Below are 25,248 nucleotides of genomic sequence, written 5' to 3'. Positions count from 1 at the left end.
AAACTTGCAGATTCATCAAAGACTTTTATTGATTAAATTACTGAATACCAGTAGATAATAACCTTTTTAAGGGGCGACTAATTAGAATTTAGGGAAATTTCTTTTATTAATTAAATCACTTACAAACATAATAATGAAGCCTTATCTTAATCATTTATATTTAGATTTTATTCATATCTCATTGACTTTGCTGGATGTACACGTGAAACAAGAAAGCTTGGTGCTATAAGCACAAAAACACTTATAAGTAAAGTGGCAACATTAAGTAATATAATTAAAGGTAAATTAATTTCAACTGGTACGGTCTTAACATAATAAGTTGAAGGATCTAGAGAAACAATACCTGTCAGTTTTTGTAATAAAACTAGTCCAAAACCAATAATATTTCCAATAATCATACCTTTCCCTATAATAAAAATAGCAAACCATAAAAAAGTTTTACGGATTATCGTATTCTTTGCACCAAGAGCTTTTAAAATACCTATCATACTTGTACGTTCAAGAATTATTATGAGTAATCCTGAAATCATTGTAAATCCAGCAACACATAGCATAAGTGCCAGTATTATCCAAACATTTAAATCTAAAAGATCAAGCCATGAAAAAATTTGTGGATTCGCCTCTTGAATTGTTTCTGAAGAATAGGCTTCTCCATAAGTATCAGTAGTTCTATTTACTTTAGAAATAAGAATATTTTCGACATTATTAATCTTATTGAAATCATTCACAATAAGTTCTGCACCTGTAACTTGTCCTGTGTCCCATCCATTAAGACGGGATGCAGTATAAAGATCGGTAAAACAGATTGTTTTATCATATTGTGTAAGGTTTGTTTGATAAACTCCTGATACAGTAAATCGTCTCATTCTGACATCATCATTATCAATAAAATATGCAAACACCTTATCACCAGTATTTATCTTGAGCATATCCGCCATAATCTTAGATATAACAATCTTATTATGGCTTTTATTGTCACTAAATGCAGGAATAGTACCACTTATCATATTATTGTGGATAAAAGCAGTATCGTATTCTGAAGCAATGCCCTTAAAAGCTATTCCCAGAAAATCGCTGTCTGTCTTCAATATGCCTTGTTTAATTGCATAACGTTGTACGTGCTTAACTCCATTAATGGATTTCAATACATTCATCATACTATCAGGCATAGCAATAGGCTTCTGTTCATAGCCATGTAGCGTCATAAAGTTCGCAACAGTAATATGGGAACCAAAGCCTATAACTTTATCACGTATAGTATGCTTAAAACCTAAAACAATACATACAGAAATTATCATTACGGCTAACCCTACGGCAACACCTGCTGTTGCGATATGGATTGCCGGCTTACTAACTTTTTGCTGAGCGTTATTGTCTGAATAAATACGCTTTGCTATATATAATGGTAAATTCATTCTTCATCAACCCTCCCCGGATAAGTTTCAAGCGCTTTTCGTAATATAAAAAGCGCACGTATTAAATCTTCTTTTTTTAACACATATGCTATACGTACTTGATTATATCCGGCTCCAGGTGTTGTATAAAATCCTGACGCTGGAGCCATCATGACAGTTTCACCTTCATAATTAAATGTTTCCAAACACCAACGGCAAAACTTTTCACTATCATCTACAGGTAGTTTTGCAACAGTATAGAAAGCCCCCATGGGTATAGGTGAATAAACACCTGGTATACGATTAAGGCCATCTATAAGACATTTACGACGTTCCACATATTCGTCATATACGCTACGTGAATATTCTTCTGGCACATCAAGAGATGCTTCTGCTGCTATTTGTCCGATTAATGGCGGTGACAAACGGGCTTGACAAAATTTCATCACGGCTTGACGTACATCCAAATTTTTAGTTATCAAGGCTCCAATACGTATTCCACACTCGCTATATCTTTTACTAACAGAGTCAATAAGAACTACATTTTGCTCAATACCTTCAAGATGACATGCACTGATATAAGGCGAACCTGTATATATATATTCACGATAAACTTCATCAGAAAAAAGATACAAGTCATACTTCTTAACCAAATCTCTAATCTGGTTCATTTCACGTCTTGTATACAAATATCCTGTAGGATTATTGGGGTTACAAATAAGTATTGCACGTGTACGATCATTTATCAACTCTTCAAATTTCTCAACTTTTGGTAAAGAAAATCCTTCATCTATAGTTGTTGCAATAGTCCTTATTTTTGCTCCAGCAGAAATAGCAAAAGCCATATAATTAGCATATGCAGGTTCAGGAACAATTATCTCATCTCCTGGATTTAGACACGACATGAAAGCAAAAAGAACAGCTTCACTTCCCCCACAAGTTATTATAATATCATCAGGACTTACATTAATGTTGTACTTTTTATAATAATTCACAAGCTTCTTTCTGTATCCAAGATATCCTTGTGATGGTGAATATTCAAGAATTTCTCTATCAATATTACGTATAGCGTCAATAGCAACTTTGGGTGTAGGCAGATCTGGCTGTCCTATATTAAGATGATATACTTTTATTCCGCGATTTTTAGCAGCTGTCGCTAACGGAGCTAATTTTCTTATTGGCGACTCCGGCATTTCTAATCCACGTACTGATATTTGAGGCATAATTTGATATTTTCTAACAAAATTAATATAAACTTTAATAAAAGACTAATCAACAATAAAATTTATTTCATCAGTCAATGTTGCAAGATTACTATCAGTTGAAAAAGTTCCATGACACACCAAAACGTAGCACTCTTCCATTCAAAGGATAATGAGGAACGAGGAAATATTCACCTGCACTTGCATTAACATGGCTCATCATAATGAAAAATCGCGTATGCTTTAGATGTAAATTGGCGTATACATTTACATAAGGATAATTCCCTATTTCAACATTATTCTCACCATTGTCCTGTACGGTATATTGACCTAATGCCGGACTATAATCCAACGCTTTATACTTTGTAAAATAACGCAAATCAGCCCCGAGATCAACACTTAACACACGAGCGACCTTAAACTTAAAATATAAATTAGTGTATATATTTAACAGAGGAACAGGCAAAACTTCTTCGTTACTTGATTTCTGATATGTTATCTGATTTTCCCAATTAAGAGGGCCAAATTTAAAATCCTGTGACAATTGCAAAGTGAATAGATTTATATTCCCAGAGCATTGCTTTACAGAAACCACATTCCCTGCCCGATTAAAATTATCAGTAATTGTATAACTCTGACTCAAATATGTATAATCTTTTAAATCATCAACAGCTACACGCAATGTAGTATGAGTACGCCTTAAAGAAAAGACACCTTCTATACGGGTACGTATTTCTTTACTAAGACCATCATTATCCCACCAAAAATGTTTTGAATGATAATGTCTATAATAAAATGTTGGGTTAAGGCGATAAAAAAACATCCGTGCAGCTAGAGTTATAGTATCATTAAACAGACGAAAATTAAGATCTGCGTTTGCATCAACTTTCAATTGTCCGGCGTCTTCTCCTGCAAGCCATGCTTCAGCTGTAACATCATAATGCAACGTTGTTCCTTGTTTTTTTATTAATTGACCACCAACACTCAAATTATGTTCGTTATAGCTACTTGTTCCGCCTAAAGAATCAGGCAAACTAAAATGCCGTAAATCTGATGTAACAAAAGCCCTTAGTCCTGCTTTTGCCCATTTATTAAAACCTTCCAGCAATGCTATAGCAAATGTATTTTTTAATGAATAATGGTTAGTCTTGTCATAAATTGAATCCCCTTCAAACTTCTCATTAACAGGGAATGTATTTGCATAATAATTTTCAGGAGTTCTATATGCTTGATATATACGACGATAATTATCAAACTTTAAAGTATGTATAAAGCTTGTAACTGGCACGTATTCATCCTTCATCCATGCAGTATCCACATTAGCAACATTTTTATTGTCTATATGAACGTTAAGCAAACTATCTGCGGCTGTCTTATCAAGAACTATTCTATCGCTTGCTGTATTAGTCGTATCGGCAGGTTCATCACCTGCTATTATAGCATTGTCAGGACGCCCTGAAAATGTCTTTTTCTCATCATATGCATTTTCATCAAATTCACGTCCTTCCTTAATAGCTTTCTTCCGTGCCTCTTCTTTTGCCTTATTTGTTTCATTCTCCTTTTGAGAAGCTATTGCGAACTTTCGTGCAGCAATCTCTTCTTCTGTCATTTTTACTTTTCTATTAAATCCCAAATTATAGCGGTGTGTGAAAAATATATGTTGATTATCATTACGATTCCAATTTTGTTCTAAAACGGTAGGTATTTCACTCTCCCTAAAATTATCATCAAATGCTTCAGGATGTGTTATGTACCTATCATCAGTTATACCACCATTTTCCGTCACTTTCTGGTGATTAGTTGATAATAAAATATGAGCATCATATCTGTCACCTAGATATGAGCCATACATAGTATAATTAAAATGCGACGTGCTCTGATTTTGATAATATCCACGGCCATAGATATAATCAAACTTAAAACCTACGCCTAACTTTTTACCTGCATTAACACCAAAAATTGCCTTAAAATGATCTTCACCATTTGTTCTATCACCACATTCATCATAAGAAATATTGGTAATCGGCGAAAGAGTGTTCGTAAAAAGGAATTTGTTGACAGGCGTCAAGAAATAATCATATGGTTGTGTGAATACAAACTGGGACGTTTCATCTCTATCTATATAAATACGACTAATACGTGGCGCTCCTAAGTTTCCTGTAGTATTGTATTCTCCACGCAGGCCTGTTGTAAAAATTGAGTTCATATACATATGCTGCATTGTATCTGGTACAGCAGCCGTACGTTCCCCAAAACGTTCATCAATAGTCCAAACTTTCAATCCTTTTGGAATTTCTTTATTCCCAGATGAAAGTGTATCACTTTTTGAACTTTTATTTGATCCCGCCTGTGTAAACTCGCCCGTATCCGTTAACTGATTATAGTCTTGTGAATAGACCGATAAACAAAATAATATATACGTTATCCCTATTAATAGCCTTTTACTCATTTTATGAAGCGAAAAACACATTCAACAATTTTAAATAACATGGAAGACAATATTACGATTGTGCCAATTTGATGATCTACTTTAAAATAAATTACCATACCAATCAATGCTCCCAACATGAAAATAATATTTAATATATTACGAAGAAACATAAAGCGTTCACCTCGACTTCCATATTTCCCACAAGAATTAAATTTCTTGTTATTATCATCTGTATTTACAATCATTGCTTTTAAATAAAAATATCAAAAATAAGCTTATTTCAAAACATTTTCTTTAATTGTATTAAAAATATAATCTTTACGATCAATGGTCTTTCTTCTAAATTTTGCAGAACCAGGCAACAAACGTGTCTGTTTACGATTTAATGCATTTTCATCATTAATCCATTCTTCTGCTTTATACACATATCCACCTCTAACGCGTTCTTCATCATAAACATATAATATACGTCCCATTGTAACCGTAAGATGGTTATCTTTACAATATGCGATTAAAGTATAATTAAATTTCGTTCTGTCTAAAGACAATAATTTATCTGTAAAAACGAGCCACTCTTTCATACTAGCAACTACAATATGGTCCTTTTTATTGATAAGTGAAATACGACTACCTTCAAGTTGATTTTCTGTTTTAGTTAAACTCGTAAAACAATCAAATATTATATCGTATATATCCTGAGCATTTTTCTTTGGGACATCAATATCTAAGCGCCATTCAACTTTTCCATCAACCTCAGGAACTGCTCCTTTTAAATATTTAGCTTCCGAATTCTCTTTATTATCAATAAATGTACTTGTTGTGACTTTATGATCCTCGGCATTAGGTGCTTCCCAAACACTCTGTGCCAAACCAATCATTGGAATCAAATACATAGAAAGGATAAAAATCAGTTTCATACGAATATATATTTTTGCAAAATTAATAAATTAAAAGTTATAGGCGCAACAATAAGCATAATTTAACAACTAGAATTAGAATAGCAACAAATAAGCACCGATATAAATTACTACATAATGTTTTTATAATTATCAATATTTACCATCAAGTATATTTTGCAGACGAATTAATTCATCTCGAAATTGTGCAGCCTGTATAAAGTCAAGATCTTTTGCCGCTTTTTTCATCATCCTTTGTGTATTTGCAATTGTTTTTAACAACTGATCTTTATTCATCTTGGTTACAATAGGATCCGCAGCAAATGCGACATGGTCTTCTTCAATATAAGCCTCATACTTTTTGTTTGCAACTGGCATATCAATAATACTAGCAGATCCCAATGTATCATGATTTATTACCTTAACAATTTGTTTAGGAGTAATATTATGCTCTTCGTTATATTTCAACTGCTTTTCGCGACGCCTTGCAGTTTCATCTATCGTCATCTGCATACTTGCAGTAATATGGTCAGCATACATAATTACTTTACCATTTACATTCCTCGCCGCTCGCCCTGCAGTTTGAGTCAACGATCTGTGTGAACGCAAAAAACCTTCTTTATCCGCATCCAGTATCGCGACAAGCGAGACTTCAGGCAAATCAAGCCCTTCACGCAATAAGTTCACTCCAACAAGAACGTCAAAAACGCCTTCACGTAAATCATTCATAATTTTCACTCTATCCAAAGTAGCGACATCACTGTGTATATAATTAGCTTTAACATCGTGATTAAGCAAATATTCAGTCAACTCTTCAGCCATACGCTTTGTCAATGTAGTAACCAACGTACGTTCATTTTTCCCATTACGTATAACAATCTCTTCCATGAGATCATCAATCTGATTTTCACTTGGTCTTACTTCTATTTCCGGATCCAACAATCCTGTTGGACGTATAACCTGCTCAACAACAACCCCTCCGGCTTCCTCCAATTCATAATCTGCAGGAGTTGCAGAAACATAAATTACCTGATGTATCATAGAGTGAAACTCTTCAAACTTTAATGGACGATTATCAAATGCTGCCGGCAGACGGAATCCATATTCAACCAGATTAGTCTTTCTCGCCCTATCGCCACCATACATAGCACTAATTTGAGGAACACTCACATGACTCTCATCTATCACCATCAGATAATCTGACGGGAAAAAATCCAAAAGACAATATGGTTTTTGTCCTGCTTCACGTCCATCAAAATATCGTGAATAATTTTCTATCCCCGAACAATGGCCCAATTCTTTTATCATTTCCATATCATACTCCACACGTTCCTTAATACGCTGAGCTTTAATATTATCCCCCAATTCATTAAAGTAATATATTTGCTTTAACAAATCATCTTGTATTTTACGTATAGCAAGTTCAGTTTGCTCTTTTGATGTTACAAAAATATTGGCAGGATAAATTTGATAATTATCAAAAGAAGCAATTCGATGAAAATCAATTGAATCTATTTCCTCAATACTATCAACCTCATCATCCCAAAATGAAATTCTAAGAACATAATTACTATAAGCCATAAATACATCAACAGTATCTCCTTTAACCCTAAAATTGCCTCTCTTGAGTTCTATGTCATTTCGAACATACAAAGCTCCTACGAGGCTACGCAAGAAGTCATTGCGATCTAAAATCTGGCCTCGCTTTAAAGATATTATACTTTTTGCCATTTCAACAGGTCCGCCCATACCATAAATACAGGAGACTGACGATACGACAATAACGTCTTTCCTTCCTGACAGCAATGCAGAAACAGCAGATAAACGTAAACGGTCTATTTCCTCATTAATAGCAAGATCTTTTTCAATATATGTATCCGTCTGTGGTAAATATGCTTCAGGCTGATAATAATCATAGTATGATACATAATACTCCACCGCATTATCAGGGAAAAAAGATTTCATTTCACTGTAAAGCTGAGCTGCAAGTGTCTTATTATGGCTTAAAATTAACGTTGGTTTATTTACATTGGCGATAACATTTGCAACCGTGAAAGTTTTACCCGATCCAGTTACTCCAAGTAACACTTGTGACTTTTCACCATTAAGTACCCCCTCTGTTAATTGCTTAATAGCTTCAGGTTGATCCCCTGTCGGCTTATAATTTGAGGTAAGCTTAAAACCTTTCATATAACAATAAACACAATAAGAATATTATAAATACATAACAATTCAAGATGCAAAAATACAAATATTACAAAGAAATCACCTAATAAAGATATTTTTTCTTAAAAATAAGTTCAAAACTTTGTTACTTAATAGAATAATATGTACTTTTGCAAGCCAAATATTGAATTATGAAGAATAATATTATCATCTCCATATTTGCTGTCGTGTTGTTTTCTGGATGTGCACACGAATTCAATCAAGTTTATAAGTCACAAGACTATAATTATAAGTATGAATATGCAAAAGAGTGTTTTGCGTATGGCAAATATACACAGGCAATTACTTTGCTTGAAGAACTTGTAACAATTCAAAAAGGAACAGACAATGCTGAAGAAAGTCTATATATGCTTGCAATGGCACAATTTTGTGACAAGGACTATGAAAGTGCTGCAATGACTTTTAAAAAATACTATAAGACATATCCCAAAGGTATTTATTCAGAAATGGCCTCATTCTACATTGGCGAAAGCCTGTTTATGAGTACACCGGAACCAAGATTAGATCAAACACAGACTGTAAATTCAATTGCTGCTTTTCAAGAATACTTGGATATATATCCAGAAGCCTCTTTAAAAGGTAAAGCACAGAAACGCCTTTTCGAATTACAGGATAAACTTGTAAAAAAAGAATTATATTCTGCACAATTATATTATAATTTAGGTACATATTTTGGTAATTGTACAAGTGGAGGAAGTAATTATGAAGCATGTATTATAACGGCACAAAACGCAATCAATGATTATCCATACAGTTCTTTGCGCGAAGACTTTGCTGTTTTAATAATGAAAAGTAAATTCGAATTGGCAGAACAAAGCGTTGAATCAAAGAAAATAGACCGCTATCGAGATGCAGAAGACGAATGTTATGGATTCATTAATGAATATCCAGACTCAAAGAATAAGGCATTAGCAGAAAAATACATATCATCTTGTAAGAAATATACCAAAGAGAAATAAATATAACATAAAGAATATGGACTACAAAAAATCAAAAGCACCATCAAACACCGTAACCAGAAACATTATGGATTTATGTGATGAGACAGGCAACATTTATGAAAGTGTTGCTATAATCTCAAAACGTGCAAACCAAATTTCTGTAGAAATAAAACAAGATTTAAGTAAGAAGCTAGCAGAATTTGCTTCATACAATGATAGTTTAGAAGAGGTTTTTGAAAATAGAGAGCAAATAGAAATATCAAGATATTATGAAAAACTCCCTAAACCGACATTGTTAGCTACTCAAGAATTCATTGATGGCAATATATATTGGCGTGACGGTCAAAAAGACAATTTAAAAGATATGCAATGATACAAAGGAAACAAACTTTATTCCTTTTGGCAGCATTAATTTTAAATATAATCTGTCTATGCTTGCCGTTAGGACATTTTGTTGCAGATGGAAATATAAATTCCACATCTACAATGTTTAATTTGTGGATTACGATGCCGAATGGAAGTCATAATTATTCTGTATGGGTCCTTTTTGCAACTTTACTGATTACATGTCCGATTTCGCTGATTGCAATTTTTATGTATCACAACAGAATTGTACAAAGTCGATTCTGTATATTTAACATATTATTAATCTTAGGATGGTATGCAGTTTACGCTGTGTTTGCAATAAATTTAACGGAATCTATAGGACATTACAAAATTTCCTTTACATCAATACTTCCACTTATAGCTGTTATTTTATATTTAATGGCAAGAAGAGCTATACTCGCAGATGAAGCATTAGTCAGAGCTGCAGATAGAATCAGATAGATGATATGATACCAGTAATATATTATCAATAATATAATGGCTGTCTCAAAGATAAGTAATGAGGCAGCCATATTTATATGATACATATTCAATAACACTAAGTTTTAAAGTCTTTATATATTTCTACTTTTTATTTATAAATCAAACATTAAATTATCCTACAACATTGAGGCTATATAAAATGGATATACAAGATACAATATGCGCAATTGCAACAGCGAATGGTGGAGCTATAGGCATAATACGAATATCAGGACAAGATGCTATAAGCATCACTGATAAGATTTTTTATCCAGTGGGAAAAAAGTGTATGCCATTAAGTAAAAAGGCTGCGAATACCATAACCTATGGCCTAATAAAAAATAACGAAAAAGAAATCATTGACGAAGTTCTTGTAAGTATTTTCAGAGCACCGCATTCATATACAGGAGAAAATTCAGTAGAAATATCATGTCATGGGTCATCATATATATTGCAAAACATTATGCAATTATTAATCAAAAATGGATGCCGCTCAGCCGGCCCTGGTGAATATACACAAAGAGCCTTTCTTAACGGGAAGATGGACCTAAGTCAGGCAGAAGCTGTTGCAGATTTAATTTCTGCAACATCAGCAGCTACACACCACATGGCAATAAATCAAATGCGTGGAGGCATCAGTAAAGAATTATCACTCTTACGTGATAAATTACTTCAACTTACATCTCTAATGGAACTTGAACTTGACTTCAGCGATCATGAAGAATTAGAATTTGCAGACCGTTCAGAACTTAAAGATATAGCTAATCAAATAGAAAAGGTAATAAGTCTACTAACAAATTCTTTCAATATGGGCAATGCCATAAAAAATGGAGTTCCTGTAGCTATCGTTGGAGAAACAAATGCAGGAAAATCAACATTATTGAATGCCTTACTAAATGAAGAACGTGCCATAGTAAGTGATATCCATGGTACTACACGCGATGTTATTGAAGATACTATAAACCTTGAAGGAATAACATTCCGCTTTATTGATACAGCTGGCATACGTGAGACAACGGATGCTATTGAATCCCTTGGCATCAAACGTAGTTTCCAAAAATTAGAACAAGCAAATATAGTTCTATGGGTCATAGATGCTACTTGTGCAGAAAAGCAATATAAGCAACTGTCTGAGCAAATTATACCAAGATGTAAAGACAAGCACCTTGTAATTATACTCAATAAGTTTGATTTACTTAATGAAAATATAAAGAAATCATTGGAAAACAATATAACAAATAAAGATACTGCGGACTGCTCATATATGTCAATATCAGATGGCATTCCATCAAAATATGTTACTATACCTCTATCTGCTAAAAACAAAGATGGGCTTTATGATTTACAACAACAACTAATTGAGTTTACGATTACACCTGACATGTCTCAAAATAGTGTTGTTGTAAGCAACCTACGCCACTATGAGGCACTCAGTCATGCCCTTTCATCTATCCACCGTGTCCAAGAGGGCCTTAATACCCAACTTTCTGGTGATTTGATAAGTGAGGACCTTCGCCAATGTCTTTTTCACCTAACAGAAATTGTAGGTGGCGAAATAACCACAGATGAAGTATTAAGCAACATCTTCAAACATTTCTGCATCGGAAAGTAAGTTTATATTTTAACAAATCAAGTCAGGTATAAAACGGGTGTAACTATTGAGAAACAAGGCTTTATAAATCAAGGTTTTGTGGTTTATGAAAAAAGTTTTGTTATTTCGCAATAATTACACCCGTTTTGTCGTTATTTTGTTGTTCCTTTGTTGCTCTCAATCTCAGAGCAACAAAAACAACAACAGAGAGCAACAAACCAAAACGACAGCGATATGGAGAAATCAAAAGAACCAATCAGGCTCAGACAGAGGAAAACGCCCAACGGCTTGACCTCTCTCTACCTTGACATTTATCTGAACGGCAAAAGGTCTTATGAGTATCTGCGCCTCTACCTCGTTCCTGAAAAGACCCGTGAAGACAAGAAGAAGAACAAAGAGACGCTGCAGCTTGCCGAGGCTATAAGGGCGAAGCGTGTTGTCGAACTCAGAAACGGGGAGTTCGGCTTCAAGAGTGATTACGCCGAGGAAACGCTGTTCTTCGACTATTATGAAAAGTTATGTGAGAAGCGTTTTCACGCCCCTGATAACAAATCGAATTGGGGAAACTGGCGTTCGTGTCTGAAACATCTTGAAAAGTATGAGCCGAACCGAAAAATCACGTTTGCAGAAATAACGACAGAATGGGTTCAGGGCTTCAAAGAGTATTTAGAGAATGAAGCGTGTGCGTGGGGCAATGACTACCGAGACCGCATTAAAGACCATAAACTTTCAAGAAACTCAAAACTGAGTTATTTCAACAAGCTGCGGGCGTGTCTCAATCAGGCATTTGATGAAAGAATTATCAGGAACAATCCAATGCGTGGCGTTGAGAATTTCAAGGCTGAGGAAGGCACGCGCATGTACCTTACAATAGATGAAGTGAAGAAGCTCGCCGAGACAGAATGTGAATACCCGAAAATCAAACGGGCTTTTCTGTTCTCGTGTCTAACGGGTCTCAGGCGGTCAGACATCTTGAAAATGACATGGGCAGAGGTTCAAGAACAGTCAGGCTTTACCCGCATCATCTTCCGTCAGAAGAAAACGGGCGGTCAGGAATACCTCGACATAACACCTCAGGCGGCTGAACTTATGGGAGAGAGAGGAAAGCCAAACGAACCTGTCTTCACAGACATTCACAGCCCGTCTTGCACGAATGAGGCAATAAAGCGGTGGGTGCTCAGGGCGGGCATAAAGAAAGAGATAACTTTTCATTGCGCCCGTCATACGTTTGCGGTCATGATGCTTGACCTCGGAACGGACATTTACACGGTCTCAAAATTGTTGGGACATCGTGAACTGAACACAACTCAGATATACGCCAAGGTTCTTGACAAGAACAAACAGGCGGCTGTTTCAAACATACCGACTATCCTCCCTCCCCTGACTGAAAAGCCTGACGGGGATAAATGACATAGAGCGGCGCAAAGGGTTATTTCTTTCCCTCTGTGCCGCTTTTGTCTTTCTTATATAAAAGTATATCTCCTCGCCCTGTCAAGAGCCATGTGGCTGAAACGCCGTAGTCATTGACAAGGTATGTGAGCCACGCCGCCTGAAAGATGTCCCGTGAGGGGTCTTTCTCTAACGTGTTCATGTTCCAACGGTTTATTTCATGCGCCCGTGTGAACGTCTGTTTTCCCCTGATTATCTTTTCATCTTTGAGATAGCGCAGAGCCTCAAAGAAACGCTTTATTACTTTTTGACTGTCTTCTGTCTGCATTGTTCTTCTGATATTAAGTTAGCGGCTCTGAACCTTTCATTTATTTCTTTCTCACGCTCTGTCAGGCGTTCTTGCCAACGGCTCTCAGCGTCAGGCGTGAACACGGGTTTTCTTCCCTCTCTGACGGCGTTTTCAAACTCTCTGACCTCTTCTCCTGACATATAAGGTATATACTTGTCAAGGTCTAAAAGAGCCTGAATGTGGTTCATCGTCTCACGTTGAAGAGAGAACAGCTTGCCGATTTCAAGCATTTCTCCCGTGCCGAAGAGAAACCAACGGGCGTTTATCTCAGGCAGCTTTTCAAGAACTGTCAGAATTGGCTGCACACCGAAATTCTCGCCTCTCAACATCTTTGACAGATATTGTGGCGACCACCCCATAAGCTCGGCAAACGGTATTTTCTTTCCCCCTGTCTTATATCTGATTATTTCTTCTAATCTTTCGTTCATATCTTTTGACCTCTTTAATATTTTGGTATTTTCTGTTCAACCCCACAGAACTTGACTACACGGCAGCGGCAGAGGCGGCATTGTATTCCTGACGGGCAACCGCTTTTTTATTCTCGGCGATCTGCTCTTTCAAAAGGTTCATCAGTTCATCAATTTGCCTATCCTTTGTTGCAAGGCTCTGTGCCTGTTGTTGAAGAACAGCCCACACGTCTTTCTGAATTGTCACGCCGTTTTCACTGTTCAGGTTAGTTTCAGGCTCATTCTTGAACATTTCTCCCTCGCCTGTCAAAATCCAAACTTCGTTTATATTTTCATCAAGTCGGCAGAGTTTCTTTGCAAACTTGTCTGATAAAGGCACACGCCCGTTCACAATCTGAGAGAATGAAGACTTTGTGTAACCCATTATCTCAGAGAGTTCTCGGTCGTTCTCTGCTACGCCTTTGTAGAGCAGCCAATTAATGGCTTTTCTTATTCTCTGTATCGCCGTCATACGCTTAATTAAAGTTAAAAATCGCAATTTTATTTCGGAAAATTCTTCTAAAAGCGAAACTTAGTTTATATTTGCACACAGTTACGGTTAAATAACCGCACAAAGATATGAAATAAGAATTAAAATCGGAAATAAACTGATAAGTAAAATCGAAATTTTAACAAGAATTATGGCAGAAATGATTTTCAAAACGGATTGCCAAAAAGAGCGTGAAGCACGTGACAGGGCAATTTACGATGACTACAACAGCCTGATGGCGGTCAAGGGTCAGAGCAAAATGATGGTCATTCAGCACCTCATGGGCAAGTACAACGTTCACAGCATGGGGACGATTTACGTTATCCTGAAACGTGTTGAAGAAAGCCTGAAAACTGAGGAGGTGTAAGCGTATGGCAAGCAAAGAAGCAAACAAGGCGAAGTATCAGTACAACAAGAAGTACATGGAGGCATATTGGGAACGCCGAGCGCAGCGTGAGAACGGTAAGTTAGAGACCGTGAAGCGGCATGAGAAGTCTGTGACGCTCTCAACAACCGACAAAGACTTTTTCCATGAACTCGCCAAAATGGACGTTGAGACCTCAGTCAAGCGTGAGGGGCGTTCAGACGCAAAGTACATCAAGGCTCTTGAAGACGCTAACAGAATGTACAGGAGTGAGAACAAACGCCTGATTAGGCTTCTGACAAAGTATCAGGAGGTAATCAAGCTCGGTTTAATAGCATTAAAGCATAAAGAAGATGAAGAAATCTAAAGTTTTCAAATGGGCGTTGTTAATCGCCCTCGCCACATGGTTCACGTTCTCTTTCATAGTTCTCATCGGCGAGGAAGACCCAAAGAACCCTTTGACCCTCATTCAGTTTTTCTTTATGAAAGCGGGGGCGTTGGCAAGCACACTTGTGACAGGCTTCTGTTTCGCAAGGTTGAATGAAAAGGGGTTCTTGCCTGACCTCTCAAAACTGATTGACGAGGAGGAATAGCGTATGTGTGAAGTATGTCACGGACACCCCAACTGCCCCGTCTGTTCTCCCGAGCCACGAATGATTGAGTGTGCCGCCTGTCAAGGTCAGGGCTATGTATGGTATCGCTACGACCTTGAAGAGAACAGAGAAACAGAAGTGACGGAGAAAGAGTTCAACGCTCTGCCCGCTGACGAGACCGAAGCCATTGAGAAAGGGCTGCGCTATTGCCAGGGCGAAAAAGAAACGTGTTCTGTCTGTGACGGAACGGGCGAGGTTGAGGATTATGAACTTTATGAACCCGAATGGGACGATTGACTTATGAGCGTAACACTTGAAGAAATGAACGAGAAGCTCGACCGTATCGGCGAGTTGGCTCTGATAAGCGCAAAGACGGTTCTTGACCTGAACGAAGCAGCCCTGTTCACGGGGTTCAGCACAGCGCACCTCTATCGCCTGACATCAGGGCGGCAGATACCGCACTTCAAGAAGAACCGCAAACTTTATTTCAAAAAGTCTGACCTTGAAGCATGGATGTGCGACAACAGAGTTCAGACCGAGAAAGAGATAAACTGCAAGGCAGCAACATACTGTTCAACCCACAAAAGATAAAGTCTATGGGAGAGAGAATAAACAGCCACCTGAGGCTTATCCGTGAACGTCTTCTTTCAGGCGGTTCTATAACACCCCTTGAAGCCCTGAGGGACTTTGGCTGTTATCGCCTCGCCTCTCGTATAAGTGACCTTAAAAAAGAGGGTCTGAACATCAAGAAGACAATGGAGAAAAGCGTCAGCCGTGTGACGGGTCTCACGGTCAGATACGCAAGATATTTTTTAAGCCCGAAGAAATGAAGCAACGCCCGAAGCATAAAGAGGGCATAAAATAACAAACAAAATGGAAGAAATCATCGAAGTAAAACAGGCTGATATGCTCCAAGCTCTCAACCGAGCTGACATTGACGCACAGGTTGCCACGGCACACGCCTACCCCCGTGACATCAACAGAGTTTTGAACACCATTGAGACGCTCGCGACTATGGATCAAGAGACCGCCGAAGACTGTTTCTACGTTCTGAGACGCAAAGACAAGAACGGCAACGACAGCGTCATTGAGGGTCTTTCCGTTCGCATGGCTGAGATTATCGCCAACGCATGGACGAACCTCAGGGTTGCGACCCGCATCATCGGCAATGACGGGCGTATGATAACGGCTCAGGCTGTTTGTCACGACCTTGAAACCAACGTTGCGGTCTGCAAAGAGGTCAAGAGAAGTATCCTCACAAAGAGCGGCTACACGTTCAGTCAGGATATGCAAGTTATGACGGGCAACGCCGCCGCTTCTATCGCCCTGAGAAACGCCGTACTGACGGTTATCCCAAAGGCAGTCACAAAGCGCATCATCAATAACGTGAAAAAGGTTGCGCTCGGTCAGTCTATTGACCTTGAAACAAGCCGTCAGAACGTCATTCAGTATTTCGCCAAATTGGGCGTTAAGGAGGAGCAGCTTTTCTTCTACCTCGGCGTGAAGAGCGTTCAGGAGATTGACAAACAGAAAATCTTCGAACTCAGAGCGACAGCCAACGCAATCAAGGAGGGAACGACAACCGTTGAAGAGTGTTTCGTGAAGCCCGCCATTGAAGCCAAGAAACAGGCTGACGCAGTGAAGAAGACAAACAACGCACAAGACAGAGCCGCTGCCGCTATCGCTCAGGCAACGGGCGCAAAAGCCCCTGAGGGTGTTGACCCTGAGACGGGCGAAATAAAACAGCCCGCTTCCGAGAACTCAAAGAAGACATCAAAGACACCAACTAAAAAATAACAGCATTTATGGAAATCAAGATTGAAAACGCAAAGGCTGCTTTGAAAACAGCCGATGAGAGCGTCAAAAAAGTTCTTCTCGCTCTCTTACCCGAATTGAAAGAAACAGAGGCACAGACAGCCGCAAATCGCCCGATTATAGAACGTGTGAAGACCTTTGAGGACGCTTGCCGTGAGTTGGGCGAAGACCACCCCTTTGTTCTCGCTTATCAGAACACAAATCTGCGTGACCCCGAGGTTGCAGAGGAGAACAGAGACATTCTCGCATACATGAAGCTCCGCATCATCGCCGCCGCCCTGAATGAGGGATGGGAGCCACAGTTCACAGAAGACGAGTGGCGTTGGTATCCTTGGTTCACGCTATGGACGGAAGAAGAACTGTCAGAGAAGAGTGACGAGTGGAAAGCCGACCGACACCTCATATCAACAGGCGACTATTCAGGAGACTGTGCGGGCTTCGCTTGTGCGGGCTCGAATTGCGCCCCCTCGACTACGGGTGCGGGCATCGGTTCTCGCCTTTGCTTTAAGAGCGAAGCTCTCGCCACGTATTGCGGCAAACAATTCATCAGCCTTTGGGCTGACTTCAACATGATTAAGAAATAACAAGTTAAACCCTCAAAATAACAGCAAAATGAAAGATATTGAAAAAATCATCGCAGACCTCAAAGCATGGGTCGAAGAAGACAAGGAGAACAGAGCAATCGCACTTGTTGCGGTTCAGAAGACAGAAGAGACGGAAGAAAAAAATTCTTCTGACCTTTACATCCTCACAAAGGGTCTCATGGGCTATCTCGTTGACGCTTTTCAGTATGTTCTGAGCGACAATGCCCCTAAGAAAGGCTTGCATAAGGTCTTGCTTCACGTCATACGCCGTGAAGCAAAGACGGGTCTCATAAAGATTTCCGACCGTCTGTTGAAGAAGAGCGACAAGAAGTCAGAGAACAGTTCAGAAGAGGGAAAGGAGGCTGACCATGAGTAATCAGGTTATCAGACCGAAAGACCGCACAGAGTGGTTGAAATATCGCGAGAGCGGTATCGGTTCATCAGAGGTTGCGACAATCATAGGGCTGAACCCATGGGAAACACCTTATCAGTTATGGAGACGCAAGAAAGGTCTTGACTCCGCAAAACAAGAGAACTTCGCGATGAAAGCGGGTCATTATCTTGAAGACGCAGTTGCTCAGTTCTTCAAAGATGAAACGGGCTGCGAGATAATCAAGCGTTCTGCCATTGATTGGATGATAATAAACACAGAGAAGCCGTACATGCGTGTTAGCCCTGACCGCACGTATTGGCTCAACGGTCTCCCCCATAACGCTCATAACAAGGGTATCTTGGAGTGTAAGACAACACAAATGAGCATTGACCCCGAAGACCTCCCAAAGCACTGGTTCTGTCAGGTTCAGTATCAGCTCGGAGTTGCGGAACTTCAAGAGGCTTCACTTGCATGGCTTTGTTCAGGGCGTGAGTTCGGCTACAAGAACCTGACCTTTGTTCCTGACTTCTTCAAATGGCTCTGTGAAGAGGTTGACCGCTTTTGGATTGACTACATTCAGGGGGACAAAGAACCTGACCCGCAGAACGCCAAGGACATTCTATTGAAGTTCAACAAGCACACGGGCGGCAAGGTCATTGAGACAACTGACGAGATTTTTCAGGCTTATTCAGACCTGAAAGACGTGAAGCAGCAGCTCGCAGAACTCTCTGACCGCAAGACCGAGCTCGAAGAGAAGATAAAGCTCGGCTTCGGAGACGCAGAAGCCCTGAGCTACGGCGGCGATACAATCGCGACATGGAAAAGCCCCAAGCCCTCAGAGAAGTTTGATGACAAGGCTTTCAAGGCTGACCACCCCGACCTCTTCAAAGAGTATGCTAAGACGGTTCAGGGCGCAAGGCGTTTTCTCTTGAAGTGATTACAATGTAATCGAATAACCGAAACAGACAGATGAACAGAAAGAACAAATAACATATAAAACTCCGCTCAGGGGTGAGAGCAGCCGAAAGGTCTCTCAACGCAAGCTGTTATGCGTGGTTAGCCCTGTCAGCGGGGTTTTCTCAGATAGACAAAGATACAAAATGATACAGTTACGTTCAAATCAGGTTGAACCGATAGAAAAGGCTATCAGTTTCTTTCAAGAGAAGAAGCCGAAGCCCTCTTTGATTGTTCTCCCGACAGCATGGGGAAAATCAATTCTGACAGCCTTTGTCGCGAAGAACACGAACGATAAAATGATTGTTCTTCAACCCTCAAAAGAGTTATTGGAACAGAACTATTTGAAGTATGTGAACCTCTGTGACGGGTTCGCAAATGCGGGTATATACAGCGCAAGTTTCGGGAGCAAGGAAATCGCTCAGATAACCTACGCAACGATAGGTTCAATCAAGACGCTCGGGGCGAAGTTCAAGGCTCTCGGCTTCACAAAAATGCTGATAGACGAGGCACACCTCTTCCCCCGTGAGGCTGACAGTATGCTCGGCACGTTTCTCAAAGAGAGCGGCATCACTCACGTTCTCGGCATAACGGCGACACCTGTCAAGCTGCAGACGGGCAGAGACCAATTCGGACAGAATTATTCAAAGCTCGTCATGCTGACATCAAGAAGCAAAAAGGGAAATTTCTTCAAAGACATTATTCATGTCGGTCAGGTCTCAGAAATGGTGCGCCTTGGCTTTTGGTCTCCCCTGACTTATGAGGCTTCACAGTTTGACGACAGCCAACTTGTCTTCAACAGTTCAAAAAGCGAGTATACGGAGGACAGCGTTCAAAGGGCTTTTGAAGAGAACGGCGGCACACAGACGATTGTCAACGCTCTTGACGCTCACCCTGAACGGCAGCACATTCTCGCCTTTGCCCCCTCAGTTCAGGACGCTATAAGTCTCTCAGAGCATTACCCGAACTCGGCTGTCATATACGGCGATATGGATAAGCGTGAGAGGGCTTCAATCATTGAGCGTTTCAGAAAGGGCGAAATACGGGTCATATTTAACGTGAGAGTGCTTTCAACGGGCTTTGACTATACAGGTATCGATTGCATTGTTTTAGGCGTTTCTACGGCTTCTATCGCCCTCTATTATCAAATCATCGGACGAGCCACCCGTATTGACCCTCAGAAGAAAGATGCTCTGATAGTTGACCTCGGCGGCAACGTTCAGCGTTTCGGGCGTGTTGAAGACCTGACCTTTGAGAAAGGCAGAATGTGGCGTTTGTTCGGTTCAGGCGGGCGGCTGCTCTCAGGCATACCAATCGCAGACATCGGTCAGTACACCCGTGAGGACACTCAGGCTATTGACGCTCAGGCGGCGCAGCCTATTCAGGTTATGCCTTTCGGCAAATATAAGGGGGAAAAGATAAGCAATATCCCTCTTGACTACCGCAAATGGATGATACGGGCTTTTGAGTGGAACAGCCGAAACGTGAAACTGAAAAAATCAATCATGGCAACCCTTTAATCAAGACAACATTATGGCAAGACCAAAACGAACAACAGTTGACTATTACCCGCATTATGTGAAATGCGGGCGCACGATCTACATTCTTGAAGCCCGCTTCGGGAATGACGGTTATGCTTTTTGGTTCAAGGTTCTTGAAGTTCTCGGGGAGAGCGAGGGGCATTTCTATGACTGTTCTGTTTCTTCAAATTGGGAGTATCTTCTTGCAAAGACACGGGTCAACGCTCAGACAGCGACAGAAATAATCGGGGTTCTTATCAACCTCGGCAAAATTGACAAAGAGCTATGGGAAAAGAACCGTGTTATTTGGATAGAGAATTTTGTCAACAATCTCACAGAGGTTTACAGAACCCGCCGAACGGAATTGCCTCAAAAGCCTGTTTTCAAAGAAGAAAAACAACAGCCTGAAAATGTTATCTCCGAGAAAACCCCTGATAAAGAGCCGTTAAAAGAGATAAAACCCGCCAAAGGAGAGAAGAGTAAAGGAGAGGAGAGCAAAGAGAAATATCCTTATCAGGATATAGTCGCCATGTGGAACTCTGTCTGTCTCTCATGCCCAAAGGTTCTGAAAGTCACAGAGGCGAGAAAACAGAAAATGAAGACCCGCTTTCAAGAGTTCGGCGTGAAGCGTGAAGAACTGACAGATTACGTGATGCGCCTTTTTCAGCGTGTTCAGGCTTCTGACTTTCTCACGGGGCGCAGCACTGACAAAATGGGTTGGGTTGCCAATTTTGATTGGGTCTTTGAGAATGAGAAAAACTGGGTCAAGGTCTCTGAGGGCAACTACGACAACAAGAGGGGTGGCGGTTCAAACACGGCACAGAAGCCCGTACAAGCCGCTGACGGCTCTCAGGTTCAGTTGGGCGTTGGAGAATACATAGACGGCTCAGGGCGGCGCACATACGGCACGGGGCGGGCTAATATCCCAATGACGGCAGCACCCCGCCCGTCTGAGCGTTATTCATGGGACGCTGCTTCACATACATGGATTTTGCAATGAAACAGAAGAAAACGGACATCAGCCTTGAAGAAAAGGCAAGGAGGGCAAACGGTCTCAGCCGTTCTTGCTCAAAGTGTAATCATTTCCCCTGTTCAGAAGTCTTTTCAAGGCTCTGCAGCGAGGCTTTTATTGAGGGCTTCAAAAAGGGTTATCAAAAACACAGAAAGGAATTATCAAAATGAAAAGTTATTCAGACTTCGGCATAAATATCCCCTACGGGCGCACATCGGGAAAGGTCAAGACCTATTGCCCGAAATGTCACAACCAAAGGCATGACAGACGCGACAAAAGTCTTTCTGTTGACCTTGACAAAGGTCTTTGGAATTGTCATTATTGCGGTTGGGGCGGGTCTCTTGAAACAAAAGAACCTTGGGAGCGAGAAGAACGCCCGTGGCATAACTACGCTCCGATAAAGCGTCAGAAGCCTGTCTACAAGAAGCCCCCTCAGCACGCTTTGACGGCTGTCAGCGAGAGAGCCTTGAAGTGGTTTGAGGGAAGAGGAATAAGCGCAGCGACCCTGAACGCTCTGAAAGTCTCAGAGGGCATGGAATGGATGCCGCAGAACAACGCTCAATCGAACACGGTTCAGTTTAACTACTTCCTGAACGGTCAGCTCGTCAACACGAAATACCGCACGGGCGACAAGAAGTTCAAGCTCGTTTCAGGGGCGCAGCTTATCCCATACAACATTGACGCGATCAAGGGTCAGAAAGAGTGTATTGTGACAGAGGGCGAAATGGACGCTCTCTCATTCTACGAGATTGGCTTTCATAACGTTGTCAGCGTTCCGAACGGGGCTAACGCAAACCTTGAATACCTTGACGATTTCATCGAAGAGTATTTTGACGACAAAGAGACAATCTACATAGCCTCTGACACAGACACAAAGGGCGTTCTCCTGAAAGACGAGCTTTTGAGACGCTTCGGTGCTGAACGCTGCCGAGTACTTGACTACGGTCAGGACTGCAAAGACGCTAACGAGGTCTTGATGAAATACGGGGCGGCGGCTCTGAAAAAATGTCTCTCAGAAGCTCCCGAGGTCAAGTTGGAGGGGGTCTTCACGGTCTCTGACTTCGAGGCGAACCTTGACGCTCTCTTTGAACACGGTATGCAGAAAGGCGCAACGATAGGGCTTGAAAACCTTGACCGCCTTATTTCATTTGAGACGAAACGCATCTGTGTCGTGACGGGTATTCCTGGCTCGGGTAAGTCTGAGTTCATTGACCAAATAGCCGAGAGGCTCAACATGCGCTACGGGTGGAAATTCGCGTATTTCAGCCCTGAGAACGCTCCGCTCGAATACCACGCTTCAAAACTGATTGAGAAGTTCACGGGACAGCACTTTGACCGTCAACACCTGACGCTCCCCGCTTACCGTCAGATAAAAGAATATCTGAACACGAACTTTTTCTTTATCAGCCCAAAGGAAGATTACAGGCTCGACACAATTCTTGAAAAAGCCCGCTTTCTTGTCAGACGGCGTGGCATAAAATGTCTTGTCATTGACCCGTACAACCGCTTGGAGGACGAGAGTGACGGACACAACGAAACAAAGTACATATCAAAGCAGCTTGACCGTCTGACGAACTTTGCACAGCGCAATGACGTTATGGTCATTCTCATGGCGCACCCGACAAAACAGTCAAAGAACAAAGACGGGGTTATCGAAGCCCCCACCCTTTATGACATCAGCGGCTCGGCGCACTTCTATAACAAAACAGACTTCGGTATTGTCGTTCACAGAAACAGAATTGACAACACGGTGGAGGTTCACGTTCAAAAGGTGAAATTCAGGCACCTCGGAGAGTGCGGAACGGCTCTCTTCAAATACAACCTGAACAACGGGCGTTACAGCCCATACACGGCGGGGGTTGAACCCGTATGGGACAACTCAAACCATCTTCAAGAGGAAATGAACAGACGGGCGAAAGAGGCGGAGGAAGCAGCGGTCTTTGACTTCACGGCTCAACCGCTTGACGAATGCCCGTTCTGACGAAATATAAATTTAACCAAAACAGACAGACAAAATGGAAAGTAAGACAGAATTTGAGAGCCTGAAAGACAAACTGAAAAAGCTAAAGGCTCTCGCAGAAAGAGGCTGCGGAGGAGAAGCAGAAAACGCTCAGAGGCTCTTAGAACGTCTCTGTGCCGCTAACGGCATTGACTTGGGGCAACTGAACGATGAAGAAAAGAAAAGCCGTTATACGTTCAATGTCGGGCGTAATCGGGTCTTTATAACTCTGTTCACGCAATGTTACAGCAAGGTCACAGATAGCTCGAAAATGAGTTACAGACAAGAATCCCGCTCTGAAATCTCTCTTGAACTCACTCAGGTTGACTATGCAGAATTGAAAGGGCTGTATGAATGGCATAAGGCGAATTTTGAAAAAGAACTTGAAGACATCAAAAAGACAATTATTCATGCTTATTGCCAAAAGCACAGACTTTACCCTGAAAGCCCCTCTGAGACCTCAAACGACAAGCCCCTGACAGAAGAGGATTTAGAAATGCTCAGAAAGGTAATGAAAATGGAGGGGCTTCTTAACGACAAGACTTATCAACACTTAATCGAAGAATGATATGGAAAGACAAGTGACAGTAGAAGAAGTGAGAAATTTTCTCTCGGATTCTGACAGACAATTTGTGAAAGGCGGCATCAGAGTTTCCCGTGTCCGCTTCAAACGTGATGAAGAGGGCAACTGCACGGACATTCTCCTTGACTACGAACAGACAGTTTCAGAGACAGGGGAAAACAACGCTCAGGAGGGTTCAAAATGACAAAACACAGACTGACCCCGCAGACACGGACAAAAACCCCGCAAAGGGTCTCTAACCCTCAAACAAGGGCAAGGGACAATCCTCAGGGGAAAAGACAGAGAGAAGAGAGAAAACCGTGAACGCAAATGTTCTGAACTTTCTAACGAAATCGGAAGTTAAACCATAATTCAAAACATAAATAAAATGGGAAATTACAGCATTAAAGCAAACCTCCTGAAAATAAAGGGGGCTTTTGTGACAAACCTCAAAGGCAAGACAGCCACAAGACGTTGCCTCGTTATTGACATTGACGAGAGCGGAATGTTTCTCGGCGAGAAAGGTTGTTACCTGAACATGGCGGCGATAGAAATGAATGAGAGCCGCTACGGGGACACTCACGTTGTCAAGGTCTCACTCGCCAAGGACGTTGTTGAGAAAATGACAGAAGAAGAGCGCAAGGCAATCCCTATCCTCGGCGGTATGCACCCGCTTCAATCTCAGGCGCAGCAAATTCAGGGTCAGTTGGACGGGGCTTCTGTATGTGAGAACATGGACGATCTGCCGTTCTGATAATCATCAGGCGGGCGCAGCCTCTTCTGAGACTGACAGAAATTCAAGGGCGGGGAGTTAAATCCCCGTTCTTTTGTCCCAAAAGCCGATTGCGCCCCCACAAAAGACTTTCCAATGACGAGTGATAAATTACAGCAATCAACAAAGAAAAGCCGACAGCGGTCAAATTCGCCAAAATTAACTGACGTGTTCACGACCATTTGCAAGACCGACCTCCATGTTGTGTGTGTCAAAGAGTTCAAGTTCCACCCCGTCAGGAAATGGCGTTTTGATTATGCCATACCTGACCACAAAATCGCCCTTGAAGTTGAGGGCGGCGTATGGACGGGCGGGCGGCACACCTCTTCTGTCGGCTTTATGAAAGACATGGAGAAATACAATACGGCTACCCTCATGGGGTGGCGGGTGTTCAGAACAACGCCTGACGAGCTGTACCGCTTGAAGACCCTGAACTTGCTCAAAACTGCAATTTCAGGCGTTTTTGACCCCGAAAAGGCTTGATTTTGGGCTTTAT

31 protein-coding genes are annotated in these 25,248 nt (G+C 41.0%); 23 read left to right on the top strand and 8 right to left on the bottom strand.

All coding sequences use genetic code 11. The annotated features are described in order from the left end of the window. Positions 1-167: 167 nt before the first annotated feature. From EJL04_RS04870 to uvrB, 5 genes are all read right to left on the bottom strand, one after another. Positions 168-1,415: an ABC transporter permease gene (locus tag EJL04_RS04870; RefSeq protein ID WP_021855328.1), complete on the bottom strand. Its 1,248-nt coding sequence runs from the start codon at positions 1,413-1,415 to the stop codon at positions 168-170. Beyond that, a complete protein-coding gene (locus EJL04_RS04865) occupies positions 1,412-2,617 on the bottom strand; it encodes a pyridoxal phosphate-dependent aminotransferase (protein WP_021855327.1) in 1,206 nt (401 codons plus the stop codon). Before EJL04_RS04865 ends, EJL04_RS04870 begins: the two co-directional genes overlap by 4 nt. A gap of 94 nt (positions 2,618-2,711) precedes the next feature. Then, complete coding sequence (locus EJL04_RS04860) at positions 2,712-5,045, bottom strand: putative porin (RefSeq protein WP_125104250.1); 2,334 nt, start codon at positions 5,043-5,045, stop codon at positions 2,712-2,714. A 257-nt stretch (positions 5,046-5,302) separates the two neighbouring features. Continuing rightward, positions 5,303-5,944, bottom strand: a complete 642-nt coding sequence (locus EJL04_RS04850) for a DUF4468 domain-containing protein (RefSeq protein WP_021855324.1) — start codon at positions 5,942-5,944, stop codon at positions 5,303-5,305. 132 nt (positions 5,945-6,076) lie between these two features. Beyond that, entirely contained in the window at positions 6,077-8,113 is a 2,037-nt protein-coding gene (gene uvrB / locus EJL04_RS04845; RefSeq protein WP_125104248.1) for an excinuclease ABC subunit UvrB, read from the bottom strand. 167 nt (positions 8,114-8,280) lie between these two features. On the opposite strand from uvrB, the gene EJL04_RS04840 reads away from it, so the two are divergent. From EJL04_RS04840 to EJL04_RS04820, 5 genes are all read left to right on the top strand, one after another. Then, positions 8,281-9,108, top strand: a complete 828-nt coding sequence (locus EJL04_RS04840) for an outer membrane protein assembly factor BamD (protein WP_021855322.1) — start codon at positions 8,281-8,283, stop codon at positions 9,106-9,108. Positions 9,109-9,124: 16 nt separating this feature from the next. Then, positions 9,125-9,463: a DNA-directed RNA polymerase subunit omega gene (locus tag EJL04_RS04835; protein ID WP_021855321.1), complete on the top strand. Its 339-nt coding sequence runs from the start codon at positions 9,125-9,127 to the stop codon at positions 9,461-9,463. Further along, positions 9,460-9,918, top strand: coding sequence for a DUF4293 domain-containing protein (locus EJL04_RS04830; protein WP_021855320.1), 459 nt, complete (start codon positions 9,460-9,462; stop codon positions 9,916-9,918). Before EJL04_RS04835 ends, EJL04_RS04830 begins: the two co-directional genes overlap by 4 nt. Positions 9,919-10,099: 181 nt before the next feature. Further along, on the top strand, positions 10,100-11,551 hold the full coding sequence (mnmE, locus tag EJL04_RS04825; RefSeq protein WP_125104247.1) for a tRNA uridine-5-carboxymethylaminomethyl(34) synthesis GTPase MnmE: 1,452 nt from the start codon (positions 10,100-10,102) through the stop codon (positions 11,549-11,551). A gap of 213 nt (positions 11,552-11,764) precedes the next feature. Next, the gene (locus tag EJL04_RS04820; RefSeq protein ID WP_125104246.1) at positions 11,765-12,940 is read left to right on the top strand and encodes a site-specific integrase; all 1,176 of its coding nucleotides are present in this window, start codon (positions 11,765-11,767) and stop codon (positions 12,938-12,940) included. 19 nt (positions 12,941-12,959) lie between these two features. On the opposite strand, the gene EJL04_RS04815 is transcribed toward EJL04_RS04820, so the two are convergent. From EJL04_RS04815 to EJL04_RS04805, 3 genes are read right to left on the bottom strand one after another with little or no spacing between them, the layout of a single operon-like run. Continuing rightward, positions 12,960-13,247, bottom strand: a complete 288-nt coding sequence (locus tag EJL04_RS04815) for a hypothetical protein (RefSeq protein WP_125104245.1) — start codon at positions 13,245-13,247, stop codon at positions 12,960-12,962. Continuing rightward, positions 13,220-13,696: a hypothetical protein gene (locus tag EJL04_RS04810; RefSeq protein WP_125104244.1), complete on the bottom strand. Its 477-nt coding sequence runs from the start codon at positions 13,694-13,696 to the stop codon at positions 13,220-13,222. The genes EJL04_RS04815 and EJL04_RS04810 overlap by 28 nt, the downstream gene beginning before the upstream one ends. Before the next feature lie 55 nt (positions 13,697-13,751). Further along, entirely contained in the window at positions 13,752-14,186 is a 435-nt protein-coding gene (locus tag EJL04_RS04805; protein ID WP_125104243.1) for a helix-turn-helix domain-containing protein, read from the bottom strand. A gap of 178 nt (positions 14,187-14,364) precedes the next feature. Here EJL04_RS04805 and EJL04_RS04800 point away from each other — a divergent pair, with 178 nt between their 5' ends. From EJL04_RS04800 to EJL04_RS04715, 18 genes are all read left to right on the top strand, one after another. After that, positions 14,365-14,571 carry a hypothetical protein gene (locus tag EJL04_RS04800; protein ID WP_125104242.1) on the top strand — a complete coding sequence of 69 codons (207 nt, stop codon included), beginning with the start codon at positions 14,365-14,367 and terminating at the stop codon, positions 14,569-14,571. 4 nt (positions 14,572-14,575) lie between these two features. After that, positions 14,576-14,935, top strand: a complete 360-nt coding sequence (locus tag EJL04_RS04795; protein ID WP_125104241.1) for a hypothetical protein — start codon at positions 14,576-14,578, stop codon at positions 14,933-14,935. After that, positions 14,922-15,161 (top strand): hypothetical protein, encoded by a 240-nt coding sequence (locus tag EJL04_RS04790; RefSeq protein ID WP_125104240.1) that lies wholly within the window; start codon positions 14,922-14,924, stop codon positions 15,159-15,161. Before EJL04_RS04795 ends, EJL04_RS04790 begins: the two co-directional genes overlap by 14 nt. Positions 15,162-15,164: 3 nt before the next feature. Further along, positions 15,165-15,458 carry a hypothetical protein gene (locus tag EJL04_RS04785; protein WP_125104239.1) on the top strand — a complete coding sequence of 98 codons (294 nt, stop codon included), beginning with the start codon at positions 15,165-15,167 and terminating at the stop codon, positions 15,456-15,458. 3 nt (positions 15,459-15,461) lie between these two features. Beyond that, complete coding sequence (locus EJL04_RS04780; RefSeq protein WP_125104238.1) at positions 15,462-15,752, top strand: helix-turn-helix domain-containing protein; 291 nt, start codon at positions 15,462-15,464, stop codon at positions 15,750-15,752. 5 nt (positions 15,753-15,757) lie between these two features. After that, a complete protein-coding gene (locus tag EJL04_RS04775; RefSeq protein WP_125104237.1) occupies positions 15,758-15,991 on the top strand; it encodes a helix-turn-helix domain-containing protein in 234 nt (77 codons plus the stop codon). A gap of 43 nt (positions 15,992-16,034) precedes the next feature. After that, positions 16,035-16,958 (top strand): hypothetical protein, encoded by a 924-nt coding sequence (locus EJL04_RS04770; RefSeq protein WP_125104236.1) that lies wholly within the window; start codon positions 16,035-16,037, stop codon positions 16,956-16,958. A gap of 8 nt (positions 16,959-16,966) precedes the next feature. Beyond that, complete coding sequence (locus tag EJL04_RS04765; RefSeq protein WP_125104235.1) at positions 16,967-17,560, top strand: hypothetical protein; 594 nt, start codon at positions 16,967-16,969, stop codon at positions 17,558-17,560. 28 nt (positions 17,561-17,588) lie between these two features. Then, positions 17,589-17,936, top strand: a complete 348-nt coding sequence (locus tag EJL04_RS04760) for a hypothetical protein (protein WP_125104234.1) — start codon at positions 17,589-17,591, stop codon at positions 17,934-17,936. After that, positions 17,929-18,870 carry a YqaJ viral recombinase family nuclease gene (locus tag EJL04_RS04755; RefSeq protein WP_125104233.1) on the top strand — a complete coding sequence of 314 codons (942 nt, stop codon included), beginning with the start codon at positions 17,929-17,931 and terminating at the stop codon, positions 18,868-18,870. Before EJL04_RS04760 ends, EJL04_RS04755 begins: the two co-directional genes overlap by 8 nt. Before the next feature lie 163 nt (positions 18,871-19,033). Then, positions 19,034-20,407, top strand: a complete 1,374-nt coding sequence (locus EJL04_RS04750) for a putative quorum-sensing-regulated virulence factor (RefSeq protein ID WP_125104232.1) — start codon at positions 19,034-19,036, stop codon at positions 20,405-20,407. Positions 20,408-20,420: 13 nt separating this feature from the next. After that, the gene (locus EJL04_RS04745) at positions 20,421-21,407 is read left to right on the top strand and encodes a Lin1244/Lin1753 domain-containing protein (protein WP_125104231.1); all 987 of its coding nucleotides are present in this window, start codon (positions 20,421-20,423) and stop codon (positions 21,405-21,407) included. Next, entirely contained in the window at positions 21,404-21,589 is a 186-nt protein-coding gene (locus EJL04_RS04740; RefSeq protein WP_125104230.1) for a hypothetical protein, read from the top strand. The genes EJL04_RS04745 and EJL04_RS04740 overlap by 4 nt, the downstream gene beginning before the upstream one ends. Continuing rightward, a complete protein-coding gene (locus EJL04_RS04735) occupies positions 21,586-23,400 on the top strand; it encodes a bifunctional DNA primase/helicase (RefSeq protein WP_125104229.1) in 1,815 nt (604 codons plus the stop codon). The genes EJL04_RS04740 and EJL04_RS04735 overlap by 4 nt, the downstream gene beginning before the upstream one ends. Before the next feature lie 34 nt (positions 23,401-23,434). Next, positions 23,435-23,986, top strand: coding sequence for a hypothetical protein (locus EJL04_RS04730; protein ID WP_125104228.1), 552 nt, complete (start codon positions 23,435-23,437; stop codon positions 23,984-23,986). A 1-nt stretch (position 23,987) separates the two neighbouring features. After that, complete coding sequence (locus EJL04_RS04725; protein ID WP_125104227.1) at positions 23,988-24,185, top strand: hypothetical protein; 198 nt, start codon at positions 23,988-23,990, stop codon at positions 24,183-24,185. Positions 24,186-24,368: 183 nt separating this feature from the next. After that, positions 24,369-24,734 carry a hypothetical protein gene (locus EJL04_RS04720; RefSeq protein WP_125104226.1) on the top strand — a complete coding sequence of 122 codons (366 nt, stop codon included), beginning with the start codon at positions 24,369-24,371 and terminating at the stop codon, positions 24,732-24,734. A gap of 186 nt (positions 24,735-24,920) precedes the next feature. Then, positions 24,921-25,235, top strand: a complete 315-nt coding sequence (locus EJL04_RS04715; protein WP_241209939.1) for an endonuclease domain-containing protein — start codon at positions 24,921-24,923, stop codon at positions 25,233-25,235. Positions 25,236-25,248 lie beyond the last annotated feature (13 nt).

This window comes from Prevotella marseillensis, from assembly GCF_900625065.1.
In the GTDB taxonomy this organism is placed as follows: domain Bacteria; phylum Bacteroidota; class Bacteroidia; order Bacteroidales; family Bacteroidaceae; genus Prevotella; species Prevotella rara.
This window is presented reverse-complemented; position numbering and strand designations above follow the sequence as displayed.

Excerpts from the sequence above, each read along its gene's own strand:
- EJL04_RS04730 (WP_125104228.1), top strand. The coding sequence starts at position 23,435 with ATGGAAAGTAAGACAGAATTTGAGAGCCTGAAAGACAAACTGAAAAAG.
- EJL04_RS04865 (WP_021855327.1), bottom strand. The coding sequence starts at position 2,617 with ATGCCTCAAATATCAGTACGTGGATTAGAAATGCCGGAGTCGCCAATA.
- EJL04_RS04835 (WP_021855321.1), top strand. The coding sequence starts at position 9,125 with ATGGACTACAAAAAATCAAAAGCACCATCAAACACCGTAACCAGAAAC.
- mnmE (WP_125104247.1), top strand. The coding sequence starts at position 10,100 with ATGGATATACAAGATACAATATGCGCAATTGCAACAGCGAATGGTGGA.
- EJL04_RS04810 (WP_125104244.1), bottom strand. The coding sequence starts at position 13,696 with ATGAACGAAAGATTAGAAGAAATAATCAGATATAAGACAGGGGGAAAG.
- EJL04_RS04750 (WP_125104232.1), top strand. The coding sequence starts at position 19,034 with ATGATACAGTTACGTTCAAATCAGGTTGAACCGATAGAAAAGGCTATC.
- EJL04_RS04840 (WP_021855322.1), top strand. The coding sequence starts at position 8,281 with ATGAAGAATAATATTATCATCTCCATATTTGCTGTCGTGTTGTTTTCT.
- EJL04_RS04770 (WP_125104236.1), top strand. The coding sequence starts at position 16,035 with ATGGAAGAAATCATCGAAGTAAAACAGGCTGATATGCTCCAAGCTCTC.
- EJL04_RS04725 (WP_125104227.1), top strand. The coding sequence starts at position 23,988 with ATGGAAAGACAAGTGACAGTAGAAGAAGTGAGAAATTTTCTCTCGGAT.
- EJL04_RS04745 (WP_125104231.1), top strand. The coding sequence starts at position 20,421 with ATGGCAAGACCAAAACGAACAACAGTTGACTATTACCCGCATTATGTG.
- EJL04_RS04795 (WP_125104241.1), top strand. The coding sequence starts at position 14,576 with ATGGCAAGCAAAGAAGCAAACAAGGCGAAGTATCAGTACAACAAGAAG.
- EJL04_RS04720 (WP_125104226.1), top strand. The coding sequence starts at position 24,369 with ATGGGAAATTACAGCATTAAAGCAAACCTCCTGAAAATAAAGGGGGCT.
- EJL04_RS04805 (WP_125104243.1), bottom strand. The coding sequence starts at position 14,186 with ATGACGGCGATACAGAGAATAAGAAAAGCCATTAATTGGCTGCTCTAC.
- EJL04_RS04860 (WP_125104250.1), bottom strand. The coding sequence starts at position 5,045 with ATGAGTAAAAGGCTATTAATAGGGATAACGTATATATTATTTTGTTTA.
- EJL04_RS04815 (WP_125104245.1), bottom strand. The coding sequence starts at position 13,247 with ATGCAGACAGAAGACAGTCAAAAAGTAATAAAGCGTTTCTTTGAGGCT.
- EJL04_RS04800 (WP_125104242.1), top strand. The coding sequence starts at position 14,365 with ATGATTTTCAAAACGGATTGCCAAAAAGAGCGTGAAGCACGTGACAGG.
- EJL04_RS04765 (WP_125104235.1), top strand. The coding sequence starts at position 16,967 with ATGGAAATCAAGATTGAAAACGCAAAGGCTGCTTTGAAAACAGCCGAT.
- EJL04_RS04760 (WP_125104234.1), top strand. The coding sequence starts at position 17,589 with ATGAAAGATATTGAAAAAATCATCGCAGACCTCAAAGCATGGGTCGAA.
- EJL04_RS04790 (WP_125104240.1), top strand. The coding sequence starts at position 14,922 with ATGAAGAAATCTAAAGTTTTCAAATGGGCGTTGTTAATCGCCCTCGCC.
- EJL04_RS04780 (WP_125104238.1), top strand. The coding sequence starts at position 15,462 with ATGAGCGTAACACTTGAAGAAATGAACGAGAAGCTCGACCGTATCGGC.
- EJL04_RS04740 (WP_125104230.1), top strand. The coding sequence starts at position 21,404 with ATGAAACAGAAGAAAACGGACATCAGCCTTGAAGAAAAGGCAAGGAGG.
- uvrB (WP_125104248.1), bottom strand. The coding sequence starts at position 8,113 with ATGAAAGGTTTTAAGCTTACCTCAAATTATAAGCCGACAGGGGATCAA.
- EJL04_RS04755 (WP_125104233.1), top strand. The coding sequence starts at position 17,929 with ATGAGTAATCAGGTTATCAGACCGAAAGACCGCACAGAGTGGTTGAAA.
- EJL04_RS04850 (WP_021855324.1), bottom strand. The coding sequence starts at position 5,944 with ATGAAACTGATTTTTATCCTTTCTATGTATTTGATTCCAATGATTGGT.
- EJL04_RS04785 (WP_125104239.1), top strand. The coding sequence starts at position 15,165 with ATGTGTGAAGTATGTCACGGACACCCCAACTGCCCCGTCTGTTCTCCC.
- EJL04_RS04775 (WP_125104237.1), top strand. The coding sequence starts at position 15,758 with ATGGGAGAGAGAATAAACAGCCACCTGAGGCTTATCCGTGAACGTCTT.
- EJL04_RS04820 (WP_125104246.1), top strand. The coding sequence starts at position 11,765 with ATGGAGAAATCAAAAGAACCAATCAGGCTCAGACAGAGGAAAACGCCC.
- EJL04_RS04870 (WP_021855328.1), bottom strand. The coding sequence starts at position 1,415 with ATGAATTTACCATTATATATAGCAAAGCGTATTTATTCAGACAATAAC.
- EJL04_RS04735 (WP_125104229.1), top strand. The coding sequence starts at position 21,586 with ATGAAAAGTTATTCAGACTTCGGCATAAATATCCCCTACGGGCGCACA.
- EJL04_RS04830 (WP_021855320.1), top strand. The coding sequence starts at position 9,460 with ATGATACAAAGGAAACAAACTTTATTCCTTTTGGCAGCATTAATTTTA.